The 20,605-nt window shown below is 28.4% G+C and carries 13 protein-coding genes and 1 pseudogene; 9 read left to right on the top strand and 5 right to left on the bottom strand.

Features of this window, described 5'->3' with window-relative positions; genetic code table 11:
• Window positions 1-93: 93 nt before the first annotated feature.
• The 9 genes from rpoH to polA all read left to right on the top strand — a co-directional run bounded on the left by rpoH (window position 94) and on the right by polA (window position 15,415).
• The gene (gene rpoH, locus BPEN_RS03225; RefSeq protein ID WP_011283162.1) at window positions 94-942 is read left to right on the top strand and encodes an RNA polymerase sigma factor RpoH; all 849 of its coding nucleotides are present in this window, start codon (window positions 94-96) and stop codon (window positions 940-942) included.
• 303 nt (window positions 943-1,245) lie between these two features.
• The gene (gene metE / locus BPEN_RS03220; RefSeq protein ID WP_011283161.1) at window positions 1,246-3,540 is read left to right on the top strand and encodes a 5-methyltetrahydropteroyltriglutamate--homocysteine S-methyltransferase; all 2,295 of its coding nucleotides are present in this window, start codon (window positions 1,246-1,248) and stop codon (window positions 3,538-3,540) included.
• A 232-nt stretch (window positions 3,541-3,772) separates the two neighbouring features.
• Window positions 3,773-4,570 carry a uridine phosphorylase gene (gene udp, locus BPEN_RS03215; RefSeq protein ID WP_011283160.1) on the top strand — a complete coding sequence of 266 codons (798 nt, stop codon included), beginning with the start codon at window positions 3,773-3,775 and terminating at the stop codon, window positions 4,568-4,570.
• Window positions 4,571-4,813: 243 nt separating this feature from the next.
• Window positions 4,814-6,382 carry a DNA recombination protein RmuC gene (gene rmuC / locus BPEN_RS03210; protein ID WP_011283159.1) on the top strand — a complete coding sequence of 523 codons (1,569 nt, stop codon included), beginning with the start codon at window positions 4,814-4,816 and terminating at the stop codon, window positions 6,380-6,382.
• Between the two features lie 112 nt (window positions 6,383-6,494).
• Window positions 6,495-7,253 carry a bifunctional demethylmenaquinone methyltransferase/2-methoxy-6-polyprenyl-1,4-benzoquinol methylase UbiE gene (ubiE, locus tag BPEN_RS03205; protein WP_238374060.1) on the top strand — a complete coding sequence of 253 codons (759 nt, stop codon included), beginning with the start codon at window positions 6,495-6,497 and terminating at the stop codon, window positions 7,251-7,253.
• Window positions 7,254-7,842: 589 nt separating this feature from the next.
• Window positions 7,843-9,483, top strand: coding sequence for a ubiquinone biosynthesis regulatory protein kinase UbiB (gene ubiB, locus BPEN_RS03200; protein ID WP_011283157.1), 1,641 nt, complete (start codon window positions 7,843-7,845; stop codon window positions 9,481-9,483).
• A gap of 207 nt (window positions 9,484-9,690) precedes the next feature.
• Window positions 9,691-11,154 carry a 4-hydroxy-3-polyprenylbenzoate decarboxylase gene (gene ubiD / locus BPEN_RS03195; RefSeq protein WP_011283156.1) on the top strand — a complete coding sequence of 488 codons (1,464 nt, stop codon included), beginning with the start codon at window positions 9,691-9,693 and terminating at the stop codon, window positions 11,152-11,154.
• A 626-nt stretch (window positions 11,155-11,780) separates the two neighbouring features.
• Window positions 11,781-12,410, top strand: a complete 630-nt coding sequence (gene dsbA, locus BPEN_RS03190; protein WP_011283155.1) for a thiol:disulfide interchange protein DsbA — start codon at window positions 11,781-11,783, stop codon at window positions 12,408-12,410.
• Window positions 12,411-12,604: 194 nt separating this feature from the next.
• Window positions 12,605-15,415 (top strand): DNA polymerase I, encoded by a 2,811-nt coding sequence (gene polA / locus BPEN_RS03185; RefSeq protein ID WP_011283154.1) that lies wholly within the window; start codon window positions 12,605-12,607, stop codon window positions 15,413-15,415.
• Window positions 15,416-15,561: 146 nt separating this feature from the next.
• Here polA and yihA read toward each other — a convergent pair whose 3' ends face one another.
• From yihA to BPEN_RS03160, 5 genes and pseudogenes are all read right to left on the bottom strand, one after another.
• Window positions 15,562-16,161: a ribosome biogenesis GTP-binding protein YihA/YsxC gene (yihA, locus tag BPEN_RS03180; RefSeq protein WP_011283153.1), complete on the bottom strand. Its 600-nt coding sequence runs from the start codon at window positions 16,159-16,161 to the stop codon at window positions 15,562-15,564.
• Between the two features lie 192 nt (window positions 16,162-16,353).
• On the bottom strand, window positions 16,354-17,778 hold the full coding sequence (gene glnA, locus BPEN_RS03175) for a type I glutamate--ammonia ligase (RefSeq protein WP_011283152.1): 1,425 nt from the start codon (window positions 17,776-17,778) through the stop codon (window positions 16,354-16,356).
• Between the two features lie 762 nt (window positions 17,779-18,540).
• A pseudogene (rpoZ, locus tag BPEN_RS03170) lies at window positions 18,541-18,729 on the bottom strand (DNA-directed RNA polymerase subunit omega); the annotation flags it as partial.
• A gap of 96 nt (window positions 18,730-18,825) precedes the next feature.
• A complete protein-coding gene (gene gmk / locus BPEN_RS03165) occupies window positions 18,826-19,467 on the bottom strand; it encodes a guanylate kinase (RefSeq protein WP_049749218.1) in 642 nt (213 codons plus the stop codon).
• 301 nt (window positions 19,468-19,768) lie between these two features.
• Window positions 19,769-20,209: a MarR family winged helix-turn-helix transcriptional regulator gene (locus BPEN_RS03160; protein ID WP_011283149.1), complete on the bottom strand. Its 441-nt coding sequence runs from the start codon at window positions 20,207-20,209 to the stop codon at window positions 19,769-19,771.
• Between the last annotated feature and the right edge of the window lie 396 nt (window positions 20,210-20,605).

Here is a 20,605-nt window from a genome sequence, read left to right as displayed (position 1 = left end):
AAAATTTTTTACAATGATTCCGATGCAATTACATGCAGACGCAATGATGTACTCATAATTATCTGCGTATAAATGGTTATTTTAGGAGAATAAATGCCTAAATATATACAAAAAAATGTAACTTTAATTCCTCAAGGGAATTTAGAAGCTTATATAAAAGTAGCCAATGCTTATACTATGTTAACAGCAGAAGAAGAAAAAACATTAGCTAAACGCTTATACTATAATGGTGATTTAGATGCTGCAAAAAAACTCATTGTATCACATTTAAGATTTGTTGTTCATGTTTCTCGTAATTATTCTGGTTATGGATTACCTCAGGCCGATTTAATACAAGAAGGTAATATTGGTTTAATGAAAGCTGTTCGTCGATTTAATCCAGAGTTAGATGTTCGTTTAGTATCATTTGCTGTACACTGGATTAAATCCGAAATTCATGAATATGTTTTAAAAAATTGGCGTATTGTAAAAATAGCTACCACTAAAGCGCAGCGTAAATTATTTTTTAATCTACGCAAAACTAAACAACGTTTAGGTTGGTTTAATGCAGGAGAAATAGAAATAGTCGCAAAAGCGTTAAATGTGACTAGCAAAGACGTGCGTGAAATGGAATCCCGAATGTCAGCGCAAGATATGACTTTTGAACAATCTTCAGATGAAGATAATAGAGGAATAACAATAGCACCTATTTTATATTTACAAGACAAAATTGTTTCCTCTAATGAAGAAGAGGAATGGATTGATCAAGTTAGTGATAAATTAAATGCAGCTATAAAGACTTTAGATGAACGCAGTCAACACATTATTCGTGCCCGATGGTTAAATGTAGATAATAAAAGTACGTTACAAGAATTAGCCAATCAATACGGTGTATCTGCTGAACGAGTACGTCAATTAGAAAAAAATGCCATGAAAAAAATGAAACTAATTATACAAAATTAATTAAAATTTTTTGAATTTCATTGGTGAAACTAAATAATATAAAAATTGTTAAAATGTATATATACTTATTAATTTTTAATTGTTTGATTATAGTATATCAATTTGATATAATTCATATTTATTAATGATTTTTGATGTTACACATTTTTAATTTAAAAAAAGTTATATAGTAGCTATAGCATTAGCTGTGAAGTTATTTTGCAATAATCGAATTAACTATTGGTGCCATAATACTTTTTTAAATTTTTTACTATAATTTTTTATGAGTACTTCATATAATAAAAATAGCTCATGGAGTGAATTATGACAATTGTCGGTCATATATTAGGATTTCCTCGTATTGGATTACATAGAGAATTAAAATATGCTCTAGAATATTATTGGGATGGAAAAATCAAAGAAGATAAATTATTAGAAATAGGCCGTACATTACGCATACGTCATTGGAAACAACAGAAAGATTCCGGTATCGACTGGATTTCAGTAGGTGATTTCGCATGGTACGATCATGTTTTAACTACTAGCTTGATGCTCAATAATATTCCAGATAGGCATCGTATTGGTCAAGAAAATATTAATTTAAATACATTGTTTAGAATAAGCCGAGGGTATTCTTTAGACAAAAAATTGATACCTCCTTCAGAAATGAAAAAATGGTTTAATACAAATTATCACTATATAGTACCCGAATTTGTTCCCAATCAGGAATTTAAGTTAAATTGGACTCAATTATTTGATGAAATAGATGAAGCTTTGTCTCTAAAATATACGGTAAAACCAATACTACTTGGCCCAATTAGTTATCTTTGGTTAGGAAAAATAAAAGGAAAAAAATTTGATCGTTTATCATTATTACCCAATTTATTATCAGTATATCAAGAAATATTAGATATTTTATTATCAAAAAATATTGATTGGATACAAATTGATGAGCCCATACTAGTTTTGGAGCTACCGTTACAATGGCTAAATGCATATTTAAGCGCGTATGAACAACTTCATGGTAAAGTTAAATTACTATTAACTACTTATTTCGATAGCATATATCATCAATTAGATATTATTACGCGATTAAAAATAGATGGGCTACATGTAGATCTGGTTTCTAATCCTGATAATATACCTTTACTGCATGCACGACTACCAAAACATTGGACATTATCAGCAGGAGTAGTTAATGGACGTAATGTATGGAAAACTAATTTACATGATTGGTTTAAAAAACTATATCCTTTAGTAGGCGAGCGCAGCTTATGGATAGGTTCTTCTTGTTCCTTATTACACAGTCCTATTGATCTAAATACGGAGATAAAGTTAGATAAACACATTAAAGAATGGTTTGCTTTTGCGTTGCAAAAATGTTACGAAATAAAAATGTTATGCGCTGCATTGAATGCTGAAAACACAAGTGACGCGACATATGAAGATACACTTAGTGAATATTATATTTCTAATAACTTACGATCGTATTCTAGTACAATTCATAATATACAAGTTAAAAAACGTCTCGAACACATCGATGAAATTTCTTATTCTAGATCTTCTCCGTACACAACACGAGTTACATTACAGCATAAGAAGTTGAATTTACCATTATTTCCAACAACTACTATCGGTTCATTTCCTCAAACTGAAGAAATTCGTAAACTTCGTTCGCGCTTTAAAAATAACCAAATCAACAAAGAAGATTATCATCTTAATATTAAGAATTACATTAAAAAAATTATTATGGAACAAGAAAAATTAGATTTAGATATTCTAGTGCATGGAGAACCAGAACGAAATGATATGGTGGAATATTTTGGAGAGAATTTAAATGGATTTATATTTACTCAAAATGGGTGGGTACAAAGTTATGGTTCACGTTGTGTAAAACCTCCGGTAATTATTGGGGATATTAGTCGTTCAAAACCCATTACTATAGAATGGATAAGTTATGCTCAGTCATTAACTAATAAACCGATAAAAGGTATATTAACTGGACCTGTCACCATAATGTCTTGGTCGTTCCCACGAGAGGATATGCAACGAAAAACAATAGCATTGCAATTAGCGTTATCGATACGTGATGAAGTAATAGATTTGGAAAAATCTGGTATTGGAATCATACAAATTGATGAGCCAGCTTTGCGAGAAGGATTACCTTTAAAACGCTCTGATCAAAAACAATATTTAGAATGGGCAATTAATGTCTTTAGGATCACTGTATCATCAGTGAAAGATGACACTCAAATTCATACTCATATGTGTTATTCTGAATTTAGTGATATCATTTATGCTATTCTAGCATTAGATGCGGATGTCATCAGTATAGAAGCAGCTAGGTCAGATGAGAAAATATTAAAATCCATACGACATGTAATAAAGAATTTAAATGAAATTGGACCAGGAATATACGATATTCATTCTCCAAATAAACCAACTCAAAATGATCTTATCAGAAGAATTAATCAATTGTTAAAATATATCCCAGAACAACGTTTATGGATTAATCCTGATTGTGGATTAAAAACAAGATCATGGCCTGAAATTAAACATTCGTTGAATAACATGGTGTCTGCAGCTAAATTATTGCGTAAACAATTTTATTCATCGTAAATAATGACTAATAATTTTTATTAATTGATTGTATAGCAATCAATATCAAGATAAAATTACCGGATTTATTGGTAATACAATGGATTGATTACGAAATCATCTAATTAAGGAACGATCATTGAATCAGTTAAAATTGATATTTTTTATGAATAAAAAATAAAGAATTTGGAAAAGTTTCCCACGAATCTTAAACATTCTTAATAACTTTTAAGAAACACGCAATAGTTAGATTATGACTACAACTCATTCATTTCATTTAGGTTTAAAGATCGGGGACCTTCAAGGGGCAACTTTAGCTATTCTTCCAGGAGATCCTAATAGAGTTAAAAAAATAGCTTCTCTGATGGATGGAGCGAAATACATTTTTAGTAATCGAGAATTTACAACTTGGTCCGCAAAAATCAATAAAGAGACAGTAATTGTTTGTTCTACAGGTATAGGCGGTCCATCTACTTCTATTGTAGTAGAAGAGTTATCTCAATTAGGAATACGTACATTTTTACGTGTAGGCACCTCAGGAGCTATCCAAAAATATATAAAAATAGGCGATGTGTTGATTATCACTGCTGCTGTTCGCTGTGATGGAGCAAGTCAACATTTTGCTCCATTAGAATTTCCAGCAGTAGCAGATTTATCATGTACTATAGCTTTAATTCAAGCAGCTAAAAACATTGGTATTAAATCACATTTCGGTGTAACCGTATCTTCAGATACATTTTATCCTGGACAAGAAAGACAAGATACATATTCTGGGCGAGTTATTCAAAAATTGCGCGGGTCCATGGAAGAATGGAAAAACCTGGGAGTTATGAGTTATGAAATGGAATCTGCAACACTACTAACTATGTGTTTAAGTCAAGGATTACGAGCAGGAGTTGTTACAGGCGTTATTGTAAATCGCACACAAAAAGAAATTCCAAACGTTACTTTAATACATCATACTGAATATATGGCAATGAAAGTTGCAATAGAAGGCGCTCATATTATTCTGAGCAAAAGCAATACTTTTTTACACCGTTATGCAGAATAATATTAATCATTATTTTTTAAATCTTTTTATTCATTTCAATAATATTCAGTCATTGACAAAAAATTTTAAAATAACATATTATTTTTTAAATAAAAGAATCGAGAATGGAATTTAGCATGCTGTATTGTCTAAATAACATGTTATTCATTAATATGATATAAGACCTACGTCTATTTATATTCCTACACTATTGATACGTTGTATATAATGATTAATAATAAGTAATTATTATAAAGATTATTTATGAATATATTTTATGACAGAGAATCTATGCCAATTACTTTATTTTATTTGTATAACATAATTAGCATATTCGCAGGTTTCTTAATATCTGGAATATTTTTTAAGATTATAAGCAAACGGTATATAAAAAAATATAATAATGCTTATGCATCTCATGAAAATGCTTTATGTGTAACTGCACAAAATTTAAAAAATGAGTCTGCTTTACGTTATAATATTGAACAGAAATTGCAAAAAAAATCTCAAGTGATATATGAACTGTATGGTAAATTATCCACTGCCGAAGAGCGTTTAAAATTACTAAATCATTATCATCAAAAATGCGAAAAACTAAATAATGAATTACATGTACAATTAAATTTAAATCATTCTCAAGAATTAAAAATACAAGAATTAAATATTCGTTTAGAAGAATACAAATTAGCAACAGAAGAAAAACAGAAGTTGTTCACCAATAGTGAAACCCGATTAACTATGCAATTTGAAAATTTGGCAAATCGTATTTTTGAGCAAAACGGACGTAAGATAGACCAACAAAATCGAATAACTCTTGAGAGAACGTTATATCCATTAAAAGAACAGTTAGAAGGATTTAAAAGTCAAATTCAAAATAATTTCTCAAAAGAAGAACAATCGAGACATACCTTGACATATGAAATTCGTAATTTACATCAATTGAATGCAAAAATTACTCAAGAAACTATTAATCTAACACAAGCACTAAAAGGAAACAATAAAACACAAGGAAGTTGGGGAGAGATAATTTTAACTCGTGCATTAGAAGCTTCTGGTATGCGTGAAGGTCATGAATTTCATGTGCAAGTCAGCATAAAACAAACTGATGGAAATAGATTGCAACCTGATGTAATTATACATTTACCTCATGGTAAAGATGTAATAATTGATTCTAAAGTATCTCTAGTGGCTTATGAACGTTATTTCAATAGCGATAGCGAAGAAGATCAACGGTTAGCTGTCACTGATCATGTACATTCATTGCGTGCTCATATAAAATCATTAAGCAAAAAAGATTATCAAAAATTATTTGGATTGAACACATTAGATTATATTTTAATGTTTGTCCCTATTGAATCAGCTTTTATGTTAGCTATCAAAAAAGAAGCATCATTATTAACAGATGCTATGCGGTGTAATATTATGTTAATTAGCCCTACAACATTGTTAATAGCTTTGCGCACTATTAATAACTTATGGCGTTATGAATATCAAAACTGCCATGCTCAAAAAATTGCTGATAAAGCAGGCAGATTGTATGACAAACTACGGTTGTTTATGGATGACTTGAATAAAATTGGTCTTTATCTAAATAAAGCAGAAGTTGTTTATAGTGCAGCAAAGAATAAATTTTCTGAAGGAAAAGGTAATATTATAAGTCAAGCGGAAGGTTTTAGAGCGCTTGGAGTGCAAATAAAACAACCAATTGTTACTAATGCGATTTCACCGAATTCTATATTTTTATGTGATACAAAAAAAAAATCTTCCGATGTATCTAATTGTGAAGATAATATCACTGAAAATATATGTCATAAATCTTTATCAAATTCTTGATTTAGTACATTAAAGTATGTGACTTAATAAAATCAAAGTACTATTTTAGTAAAATTAGTATTATTTTTTGATGAATAGAAATGTAATGATAAATATTACGGTAATGATGAATATGAAGAATAAATCTGAAAAAGAAATGACTCATTTTGGTTTTCAAAATGTTTACAAAGATAAGAAAACATCATTAGTGTCTAATGTATTCCATACTGTAGCATCACAGTATGATTTAATGAATGATTTAATGTCGTTTGGAATACATAGAATGTGGAAACGATTTACGATTTATCGCAGCGAAGTATATGTTGGATGCATTGTATTGGATCTAGCTGGAGGTACTGGAGATTTAAGTATTCAATTTTCCCGGTTAGTAGGTAATACAGGGATCGTAGTGCTAGCAGATATCAATGATTCCATGCTACATATAGGGCAAAAAAAATTACGCGATTTAGGTATATTAAATAATGTAATATATATACAAGCTGACGCTGAAGCTTTACCTTTCTCTGAAAATACTTTTGATTGCGTTGCTGTTTCTTTTGGATTACGCAATTTTACAAATAAAGAACAAGCATTATTTTCAATACATAGAGTATTAAAACCTAGAGGAAAATTATTAATTTTAGATTTCGGAGTGCCTAATTTTAAAGTATTGCACAAAATATATGATTTATATTCATTTCATATTTTACCTAAAATAGGTAAATGTATAACTCAAGATATTAATAGTTATCGTTATCTTGTAGAATCTATTCGTATGCATCCAGATCAAGAAACTTTAAAAAACATGATAATACGAACAGGATTCAGCAATGTTGAATATTTCAATATGACTTTTGGGATTGCTGTATTACATTGCGCTTATAAATGTTAAAAAAATATTAATATTCAGTGAATTATTAAAATAGACAGTGTCATTATTTTGTTAACATCGCCAAGAACGTGAATATTTATTAAATCCTGTAAAGATATTTTATTTCGAGCACACAAAACCATGATATTCAACTATTTTATATCTTAGTAAGAAACAATTATTTATTTTTATATTTATAAAAAACAAATTAGATAAAAATAGAATATACAATGATACTATATATTATGTGAATGAACAACCTATAATACAGTAGATGATGAGTATATTCATTTTAAGATTAGCCAGGATGTTTAATTAACTTAAAATTTAATTAAATAGTGTAAACTTGTATCTAGTTTTAACATTATTAGTATTTGTTATACTTACAATCAAACTTATATTTTATCAAACAGATGAAATTTTATCTCATACTTTATAGATTTTTATGAAAAAAGCGCATTTTAATTAAAAATGTTTACATGTAACTATACTTGATAGTAAGAACACGATATAAGTCTAATGAACTAAAATTAATCCTTATAAAGATGTATTATTTAAATATAAAACTGAATATTTTCCTAATCATTTTAAACAAATTATAGGCAATCTGATGCTTGTTGATGAGTTATGTCGACTGTATTCTATAATTAAAACAATATTAAATTATGGGCTAAGTGATTTTGTTCCTACTCATCGACTAATTTTTCCATTAAGAATAGGTAGTAGATTTCTTTTACGTGTTTTAAATAAGCATTCTCAACTAACTTTAGGGGAACGATTTCGTTTAGCATTACAGGAGTTAGGTCCAATATGGATTAAATTTGGGCAAATGCTTTCTACTCGACGCGATATCTTTCCAGATTCTGTTGCAGATCAATTATCAATACTACAAGATCGTGTGGCGCCTTTCGATGGGATTATTGCTAAAATGTGCATAGAACGAGCTATCGGGAATTCATTAGAAACATGGTTTAAAGATTTTCAAGAAATACCATTAGCATCTGCATCTATTTCACAGGTACATTCTGCCAGATTAAAAAAAAACAATAAAGATATAGTAATTAAAATTATTCGACCCGGTCTTTTGCCTGTTATTAAAATAGATATATGTTTAATGTATAGATTAGCCAAATGGATTTGTAAATTTTTACCAGAAGGACGGAAATTTAAGTTCTCAGAAGTTGTTTCAGAATATGAAAAAACTCTTTTTAATGAGCTCAATTTGCTAAAAGAAACAGCGAATACTATTCAATTGAGAAGAAATTTTAAAAAAAGTCAAATATTATATATACCCAAAGTATACGTAGATTTTTGTAGCGAAAACGTTATGGTTATGGAGCGTATCTATGGTATACCAGTATATAATTTAGTTGCGCTTAAAAAACAAAAAACTAATATGAAATTATTAGCAGAACGTGGAATAGAAATATTTTTTACTCAAGTATTTCGAGATAGTTTTTTTCACGGAGATATGCATCCTGGTAATATTTTTATTAGCTATAAACACCCAGGAAATCCAAAATATATTAGTGTTGATTGCGGCATTGTAGGATCTTTAAATAAAAAAGATAAATACTATTTAGCAGCAAATTTCATAGCATTTTTCAATCATGATTATCGTAAAATAGCTGAATTGCATCTTGATTCAGGTTGGATACCTTTGGATACCAACATTGAAGATTTTGAATGTGCTATGAGAACAGTATTTGAACCAATTTTTGAACAACCGTTAGAAAAAATTCCTTTTAGTAAAATATTGTTGTACTTATTTAATACTGCACGATATTTTAATATGGAAATACAACCCCAATTAATTTTATTACAAAAAACTTTATTGTACATCGAAGGAATAGTTAGACAATTATATCCAAATCTAAATCTTTGGAAATCTGCTCAACCTTTTTTAGAAAGATGGATGCGGGACCAATTAAAATTGTCAACAACAATATGTGCTTTAAAAGACAAGATACCTCATTGGATCGATAAAATACCAGAATTACCGAATTTATTATCTCATGAATTTAAACGTTCTTGTATGTTACAAAAAAAAATAGAAATATTAATAAGAGAATTAAGAACTCAGCGAACTAATCATGGTCAAGCGTTATTTTTATTCGGTGTTGGTGCAACATTAGTTACCAGCAGTATTTTTTTGTATATACAGGATAAATATTTAAAAATTTTTTCTATTTTTTTATTTGTAATTGGAATCTTTATTTGGACAATAGGTTGGAAACGTATCATACAATAACAATATACTATTACTATTTAATTGAATTTTATTTTCTAATACAAGTTTATTTGAACAATTCAACGAAACATTTTATATTAAATGAATTCTGAAATATAATAATATCAATTAATTCAATCATAACTTTAAAACTGTACTTAATGATAATTATACGATATTTTGTAATATTATTGAATCACAACAACATTTAATGATCATTAACAAGTTATGAAATATAAAGATTTACGTGATTTTATAAAAATATTAGAACATAGGGGAGACTTAAAAAGAATTAAATTTCCTATTAATCCTGATTTGGAAATAACAGAAATTGCTGATCGCACTATTAAATCTGGAGGACCAGCGCTTTTTTTTGAAAATCCTACAGGATATACAATACCTGTTCTTTGTAATTTATTTGGTACTCCTAATAGAATAGCTTTAGGAATGGGAAAAGAAAGCATCTTATCTTTGCGTGATGTTGGAAAATTACTTGCCTTTTTAAGAGAACCTGAATTACCGACAGGAGTGCATGATTTTTTTTCTAAAATACCTCATTTTCGTCATATCCTACATATGCCTATTAAGCGCGTCAGTACAGCTCCATGCCAAGAAAATGTTTGGTGCAATCAAGATGTAGATATCACACATATGCCAATAATGCGTTGCTGGCCTCAAGACGTATCTCCTGTAATTACTTGGGGTATCACGATAACGCGTGGTCTGAAAAGTAAACGACAAAATCTTGGAATTTATCGTCAACAAGTACTATCTAAAAACAAAATCATTATGAGATGGTTATCTCATCGTGGCGGTGCATTAGATTTTCAAGAATGGCATAAAAATACTTCAGAGAGAAGATTTCCAATTACTGTAGCATTAGGCGCTGATCCAGCTACTTTAATAGGAGCAGTAGTTCCCATTCCTGATACACTATCAGAATATGCTTTTTCTGGTTTACTAAGAGGTTGTAGAACTGAAGTAATTAAATGTATTTCATGCGACTTAGACGTTCCAGCTAATTCTGAAATTGTATTGGAAGGGTATTTAGAACGAGATGAGACAGCAATAGAAGGCCCCTTTGGAGATCATACAGGATATTACAATACTACTGCTAAATTTCCAGTATGCACTATTACCCATATTACACAACGGAACAATCCAATTTATCTTTCTACGTATACTGGTCGTCCACCAGATGAACCTGCAATTCTTGGAATGGCAATGAATGAAATGTTCATCCCTATCATACAAAAGCAATTCCCAGAAATTACAGATTTTTATTTACCTCCTGAAGGTTGCTCATATAGATTAGCTATTGTAACTATAAAAAAACAATATATTGGACATGCTAAACGTATAATTTTTGGAATATGGTCTTTTTTGAAACAATTTATGTATACTAAATTTATTATCGTATGTGACGACGATATTAATGCTCGGGATTGGAATGATGTAGTATGGGCGATAACTACACGCATGGAGCCTGATCGAGATACTATAATAGTAAAAAATACCCCAATTGATTATCTTGATTTCTCTAGTCCTATTTCTGGTTTAGGCTCTAAAATAGGTATGGATGCAACAAATAAATGGCCCGGGGAAACTGAAAGAGAATGGGGTATTCCAATTAAAATGCACGATACGGTACGACATTATATTGATAGTATTTGGGATAAACTAGACATATAGACATAATATTTTACAATAAAAAATAATATAATTAAGTAAGATGCACAAAATTAAACACATAGTAGTATGATGGATGTTTTACAATAAAAACAAAGAGACATAATACAATGTATTATCAATAAATCATCGCATACATTGTTTCTATATTAAAAAAATTTATATTAAGACCTTTGTTAATAACGACAGACAATTATTAACTTTCTTTTTAAGTATAAACACTATAAACACGTTTGTAATGACATATTGTAACCATGAAAAATATCTATACTATACATATATATTAAATAGTTTTAATGTAAATTTTTATATAATATAAGCATATTCAATAATACTATATGCCATATAAAAATATTTTATGACTAACAATTATACTTAAACAGATGGAAATATTTTTTATTTAATCATTATCTATACCTACTTTGATACAACAATCAAATACTCTGTTAACTCGTAACAATCACATAAATTTACATGTATGTTACACATTTTGTAACATACTATAACTAAAACGAACATCAATAATTAAATTAATTTTAATATTAACTAATTCAGAACAGTATTCTATCATAATATTACAATATTTATATTTTTATATGAAATATTTATGTATATATTAGGAGGGGGGTATGAAAAAATTGCATCTTATTTGGATAGTAATTCATTTGATATTTTCATGTAAAAGCATTGCATCTGCAATTATAGAAGGCAGGCAATACATTCGATTAAATAAACCTATTCACAATGCACCTCAATTATTGGAATTTTTTTCTTTTTACTGTCCACATTGCTATCAATTCGAAGAAATTTATCATATTTCATATAATATAGAACAAGCATTGCCTAAAAATATAAATTTTTATAAATATCATGTGAATTTTCTAGGTAATTTAGGAAAACAATTGACACATGCTTGGGCTGTAGCAATAGCATTAAGAATAGAAGATAGAATCAGCCCTATATTATTTACAGCGATACAAAAACAACAATCTATTCATACTGTAGAAGATATTCGTGAAATATTTATTAAATCTGGTGTTAATGCAGAAAAATTTGATGTTGCTTGGGATAGCGTATTAGTGAAATCTTTAATTTTAGATCAGGAACAAGCAGCAATAAATTTTCGTTTGAGAGGAGTACCATCAATATTTATCAATGGGAAATATATGATAAAAAACGAGAAGTTAGATATATCATCAGTTAATGCTTATATAAAACAATTTTGTGAGTTGTTAAATTTACTTATAGATAAAACGTAATTTTTGTATATTCATAATATCATCATACTGGTATATGCAAGTATTCTATTTTTTATTGAAATTATTTTACGCAATGACTGCATTGATTTTATTATTTTGTTGTTTATAATAGCCTTATAGTTAATAGTTTTACTAAGCAATAGTCTAGTATTCTCTTGTCTTTTCTGTAAGATTAAGTCATATATAATGTCATTATGATTACAATTATAAATAATCCGATAATTTTAGTGGATGGATCTTGTTATATACACCGTGCGTATCATGCGTTTCCAGAATTGATCACTAGTGATGGAAAGCCAGTGTGGGTAATATATGGAGTAATCAATATGATTAAAAGTCTATTGATACGATATCAACCTACTCACATGGTGGTTGTTTTTGATGCCATGGGAAAAACCTTTCGTAACAATTTATTTGAAAAATATAAAGCTAATCGTATGAAAACCCCTAAGCATTTATATACTCAAATTGATCCATTATGTGAAATAATACAGGCCATGGGGTTATCAATTCTTAAGGTGCCCGACGTAGAAGCAGATGATGTGATAGGCACATTAGCTATATCTTGTGCGCGATCAGGAAATTCTGTGTTAATTAGCACGGGAGATAAGGATATGGCTCAAATAGTATCATCTCAAATAACTCTTATTAATACTATGTCGAATATTATTTTTACTCCTAAAGAAGTAGAAAAACAGTTTGGAGTACCACCAACTCTAATAGCTGATTATTTAGCATTAATAGGAGATCGTTCTGATAACATTCCTGGAGTGCCTGGAATAGGAAAAAAAACTGCTCAGATTTTATTAAATAAAATAGGTAATTTAAAATTATTATATGATCATTTAGATAAAATTAGTCTATTAAATTTAGGTTTACGCGGCGCTAGAGCGATACAAAACACATTACAAGCCAATAAAGAAGTAGCATTTCTTTCTTATAAATTAACGACTATTAAAACAGATGTATCTTTAAATATATCCGATTATCAATTGCTAATACAACAGTTAAATATTAACACTTTGCAATTATTATTTACAGAGTATGAATTTAAAAATTGGTTAATAGATTTACAATCAGGAACATGGCTGAATAAATATCATCATTTGAAACATGTACCATCACACCGACGGTTAAATAATACGCTTTTGTTTCAAAAAAATAATTTATTATCAGATTATTCCAAAGAAAAAAAAATTATCAAAATAATATGTAATACTGAAATGCTTTTTAATTGGATTGAAAAAATTGACGAATCCAAATTTTTTATATTTAGTATACATACAGATGTATTTAATGTTGCTACAGCCAATATCATAAGTATATGTTTATCTATAGATACTAAAGAAAGCGCGTATATTCCTATAAAAACTGATTCAATTAATAATCATCAGAATTTTTTATATCTTGAAGAAATATTATCAATTTTGCAACCAACTTTAGAAAATGAAAAAATAAAAAAAGTAGGCCAACATTTAAAATTTAGTTATTCTATCTTAAAGCGTTATAATATAAACTTAGCTGGCATGGCGTTTGATGTTATATTGGAATTATATATATTGTATGGTACTGCTAATTATCATGATATTAAAAATTTTTTAGATAAAGATACGTTTAACGTTGTTACAAATTTTAAAAAAAATTATGATAATTATAATGAAAATAATATACTTTCAGATCTACAAAATATACAATTACAATCTCTATATGCTGCTAAGTTTATCAAATCCCTATTTAATCTACACCATACTTTATGGCCGAAGATAGAAGCAAATAACAAATTAAAAAAAATATTTGAAGAAGTAGAAATGCCTCTAATATCTATTTTATCGCGCATTGAAAATTATGGTGTATTAATTGATAAAAAACTACTTAATACACATGCGGTAGAGTTAGATTATCGGCTTCATGCATTAGAGCTAGAAGCGTATCAATTAGTAGGCACACCTTTTAATCTTGCTTCAACTAAACAATTACAAGAAATATTATATAATCAACAAAAATTGCCAATTTTAAAAAAAACACCTAAAGGGGCTCCTTCCACTAATGAAGAAGTATTGAAAAAATTATCAAAAAAATATTCAATGCCAAGAATCATTTTGCAGTACCGTGCTTTATCTAAATTGCAATCTACTTACATTAATAAATTAATCGCTATGATTAATAAAAAATCAAATAGGGTGCACACCTCATATAATCAAACTAGAACTTCTACGGGACGTCTTTCTTCTACTAGTCCTAATTTACAAAATATTCCAAATAGAAATTACGATGGAAGGAAAATACGTCAGGCTTTTATTGCTCCAAAAAATTTTTTAATTGTAGCAGCTGATTATTCCCAAATAGAATTAAGAATTATGGCGCATCTTTCTCAAGATATCGAATTAATCAATGATTTTCTTTCTGAAAAAGATATTCATACTGCAACAGCTTCTGAAATCTTTGTTACTGCATTACACTTGGTTACCGATGAACAAAGACAACGAGCTAAAACTATTAATTTTGGATTAATTTATGGAATGAGCGCATTTGGATTAGCACGTCAATTATCAGTAACATGTAAGGAAGCTCAAAAATATGTAGATCGTTATTTTAATCGTTATCCTGGTGTTATGAAATATATGCAACATATTCGAGAGCATGCTAATAAATATGGTTATGTATCTACACTAGACGGAAGAAGGTTATATTTACCAGATATTTATTCTGCTAACATTCTTCAAAAAAAAGGCGCTGAAAGAGCAGCGATTAATGCTCCTATGCAAGGGAGCGCCGCTGACATTATTAAAAAAGCAATGATATCTATTGATAATTGGTTACAAAAAGATGAAATTCCAGCGCGTATCATTATGCAAGTACATGACGAATTAGTATTTGAAGTACACAACGATATTGTAGACCCTGTTGTAAAAAAAATAAAAAAACTAATGGAAGAATGTTTTATTATGGACGTACCACTAAAAGTAGATGTTGGTATTGGAAAGAATTGGGAGCAAGCACATTAATATATCAATTTATGTTAGGTTAATATATTATTATATAATAAGTACATGATTAATAACAATTAATTGAAATAATGTATTTATATATATAAAAATCGTATGTTTTGAGATATATATACAGAAAGGATATGATGAATCTTAAAAATATATTATCTTAACCAATTATTAAGGACTCTTTTTAATGAGTGTATTCCATATTTTTTGACAACAGAAAAAGGTTCGACTTGTATATGCGTTTCAAACATCATCTTCATATCATGTATTATTTTTTTAGATGTAACTTGCAAAATATTTCTAGAAATTTTATCTGATTTGCTCAATAAAGTAAAAACAGGAACATCTACGGAAAGAGCGCTTTCAATTGTTTTTTGATCTAAATCCTTTATTGGATGCCTAATATCCATCATTAATATCAATCCTTTTAAATTTTTTCTTTTTTTTAAGTATTCACATATCACGTCATGCCAGTAGTTTTTTCTTTTTTTCGTCTTCTTAGCATAACCATAGCCAGGAAAATCAATCAGACGAATACCCGGGCTGACCTCAAATAAATTAATAAGTTGTGTGCATCCCGGTGTTTTACTTACTTTAGTCAATTTCTTTTGATAAGTTAACGCATTAATAGCGCTAGATTTTCCGCTATTAGAATAACCAACAAAAGCTACCTCCATACCTATTTTTTCATTAGGTAAACAGTAAACTGCAGGTACGCTTATTAAAAAATGAGTAATATGATAATCATGTATCATAACATGGTAAATATGAAAATAAGTTTCTAAATTTAGAAAATTTATTTATTTAAATATTCAATCCTACAACAACTCATTTTATATAAACAAAAAACAAATTGTTTTTATTTTTAATAAAATTTTTTGAATTATCAAAAACCAACAATAATATTGTTATATACGTATTTTTACATATTTTACAAAAAATTGTTTTTAAACACTATAATATAGATCAAATTCTACAGGATGTGGCGTAGTAGATACTAATCTACTGTCTTTTTGACACAATAAAATATATGTATTAATATACTCTCTGGTGAAGACGTTGCCTCGAGTTAAAAATTTATGATCTTCAGATAAAGATTTTAATGCTTCGTCAAGAGATTTAGCCATGTGCGGTATGGCTAATGCTTCTTTTTCAGAAATAGTATATAAGTTTTTATCAATAGGATCTCCAGGATGAATTTTATTGATAATGCCATCTAATCCGGCCATAAGCAATGCAGAAAACGCTAGATAAGGATTAGCAGAAGGATCAGGAAAACGAACTTCAACGCGACATGCTGCGTCGTTTTTTGATTTTTCTAGAGATGATGGAATGCGAATCGCGCTAGAACGATTACAAGAAGAATAAGTCAACATTACTGGAGCTTCATAATTTGGAACTAAACGTTTATACGAATTAGTAGTTGGATTGGTTATAGCATTTAATGCTTTAGCGTGACGCAAAATACCACCAATATAAAATAAAGCAATATCAGAAAGGTCGCCATATTGAAGACCTGAAAATAAATTAGTATCTTTTTTATGTAAGGATATATGGCAATGCATGCCTGACCCATTATCATTTATAATGGGTTTAGGCATAAAAGTTGCAGTTTTCCCAGAATTATGAGCGACATTGTGTACTACATATTTATATATTTGTATTTCATCAGCTTTTTTAGTAAGAGTATTAAATCGAGTTGCTATTTCATTTTGACCCGATGTTGCAACTTCATGATGATGAGCCTCTACAATCAATCCCATTTTTTCCATTGTTAAAGACATGGTAGATCTTAAGTTTTGAGAAGAATCTATTGGGGGCACCGGGGCATATCCACTCTTTATTCTAGGACGATGACCTTTATTCCCATCTTTATAAAATTTACCACTGTTCCATGATGATTCCCGATCGTCGACGATTACATACGATCCTGATATTGTTGTTGCAAAATGAATACTGTCAAATAAAAAAAATTCTGGTTCAGGACCAAACATAACAATATCGGCAATACCAGAATTATACAAAAACATTTCTGCTCGTTTAGCTATAGACCGTGGATCTCTATCATAATTTTTCATAGTACTAGGATCAATGATATCGCAACGAATAATTATTGTAGCATCTTCATAAAATGGATCTATCACAAAACTAGTAAGATCAGGCATTAATATCATGTCTGATTTGCTAACATCTTTCCATCCCTTAATGGAGGACCCATCAAAAATTTTTCCATGTTTAAATAAATGATCATTAACCTGTGTCTTAGGGATAGTAATGTGTTGTTCTTTTCCTTTTGTATCAGTAAAACGCAAATCAACAAATTTTATTTGATTTTCGTTGATAATAGAAAAAATTTTTTCAATATTTGTCATATTTATACTCTCAGTTATTATATCATATGCTGATAATATTGCTAAATCATGCGCTATAAAATACTATCTATAAGGATCTTATGATCAACATTTTTCAAAACTTTATTTAATTAACATATTTGCATTGACATGATTGCCAATATTGCATACACATGCAATGTATTGAATCAGATCTGTTGATCCTTTATTAAAAATTTAATTTTTTAAAAATAACATTTACGTCTTATATTACTATTATTTTAATAAATAATCTAATGTAATAAAAACAAATAATACTTGTATGCATGACTACTATTAATCATTTTTAATTACTTTTAATTCAACATAGATAAAATATCAGAAAGTTAGTCGTACTATATTTTTGTATTATATACAGCATAAATACTATGAAATGTAATCGCATATACACATTTGTATATAAATTTAAAAAATTAATAATTTTATACGAGTTATTATTTTGTTGATGTATATCATGAAAAATGCACTTACATTGTAAGTATCATTAGCAACATTAAAAACAGCTGTAGGACTTATACAATATACTATTTGTGGCAGGTTTATTTGTGGTAGGCTGTTGCTCTATAAATAAGAAATTATACACATTATATCAATACTAAAAATTTGCATCAGAACAATGCAACAATCTTCAATTTTAATAAATTTTTTAATTTCTATTATACTAAAGAAACCGTTTCTCCTGCATATCAATGTCATGGCTTAAGCAATATTAATTTTTTGATAGCAATATATAGTTGGTATTTATTTTTTAGTAATTAAGTCTTCTTCTATTTCTCTGAGAGCAAGCACGGTATATTTATCATTATTATTTTTCGTAATTAATGTTTCTTTTCCACCAATTTGCATTTGCCGTGCACGTCGCGCGGCAACTAATATTAAATCAAATATATTACCAACTTTTTCTACCGCATCCTGTACAGTTATACGTGCCATTTTCATTTACCGTGTATGTGGATTTTATTTATTAGTTTAAATTCATATTGATCGCAAACACATATATATATTTATGTATTTATATTAATTTATTATTTATATATCTGGCAATAACAAATGATTGATTAATGTTGCGTAGCGTATTTTTTGATGCGCTATTCGCAATTGCTCGGATAACATAATTGACTGTAAATGCATCAAAGCAATGTTAAAATTATCGTTTATGATAATATAATCATATTCTTTAAAATGGCTAATTTCATCCATTGCTTGGCCCATGCGCGCGACAATCACTTTTTCTGTGTCTTCTCCTCTTAGATACAATCGACGTGCTAATTCTTTCTTTGATGGAGGCAAAATAAAAATAGTATAGATGTTTTTTGATATTTTACTGCGAATTTGTTGCGCTCCTTTCCAGTCAATATTCAGCACAATATGTATACCAGTATTTAACATCGTTTCAATATCAGTTTTTGCGGTACCATAATAATGATTAAAAATCATCGCATATTCAAAAAACATATTTTTATCGATCATATATTTAAATTTTTTTTTTGAAATAAAATAATAATCTTTTCCGTGTATTTCTCCAGGTCTTTTGATACGTGTGGTATAGGAAATAGATAGTTTAGTTTGATAAACAAAGCAATCACATTGTATCACAGTATGAATTAACGTAGATTTTCCTGTCCCACTAGGAGCGGATATAATACACAATATTCCTGAATTTTTCATCATAAAATGATTAAATACATATTTGATTGCATAAATAACTAATATTTATAAAAATAAATTACGTTCGTACATAGTACTTATGTCGTGAATAATTATATATTTGGTTCTAATTCATGTTAAACATTATTATTTGCATAGATATATTAAGATTGTTTTAATAGAAGATCCTCAATAAAACATTTTGTAATTTGATTACATTAAAGTATACATTGTTACTATCAAATTACTAAAATTATTAATTTCACCGAGGACCTTATTTATGTTAATGAAAATCTATAGTGTAGTATGCGTGTATGTCATATTGTTATTTTGCCATATTATTTTTTTGTTGTATTTCAAGTAAATTGCATACTTCTCTAAAGCTTTTAAGCTGTACATCAGACAAAAGGGAAAATATACGATCTAAAATGATGTTATGCGTATCTTCAGCAACACGTAATTTATCGCGTCCTTTTTCTGTAATATAAACGTATTTTACTCTACGATCTGTCAGACTTTGTTGTCGGCGTAACATTTCATCTTTTTCTAATGCATCAAGAACTGTTACAACAGTTCTTGATGAAAACCCCATATAATTTTTAATGTCTGTTGCACTGGTTTTTCCGGTAGTAATAAGATGCAAGATTTTCATTTTAGACATTGAAAGACCTTCATTAATTAATTGACCATTTATTTCTTTGCGTAAACGATGATAAATACGGGATAAGGATTCTACCATGTTTGAAATGTCTGTTAATCTATTCATAATTATTTGTCTCTATATTGAATCAATAATGATAATAGGACTGTATTTGGCAGTATCAGTTAATAATAGTCTAAAAATAGTAATTATTATTTTGAAGTATTGTTTATTGAGAATAATAACTTTTCAGGCAATTATTTATATCTGACAATCAATTATCTTTTTAATTAACTATTGTAGCGTATACCTCCTAATTTATTGTAATTTTACTAAATTAATATTTTGGTTTTATTAAAAAAGAGCAGACATTATTAATTCAGAATATATATATTCTAATATTTAATTTGTGTTGTTTTATTATTTATATTTTATCGGAGTTTTTTTAAATTTGAAATATGACTATCTGAAAAATAAAACTTCTTATAGTTTTGTTAAAAAATAATTTTTTATATTTTATGA

It is taken from the genome of Candidatus Blochmanniella pennsylvanica str. BPEN, from assembly GCF_000011745.1.
Lineage (GTDB): Bacteria > Pseudomonadota > Gammaproteobacteria > Enterobacterales > Enterobacteriaceae > Blochmanniella > Blochmanniella pennsylvanica.
Note: the sequence above shows the minus strand (reverse complement) of the source record. Positions and strands in the feature narration are given on the sequence as shown.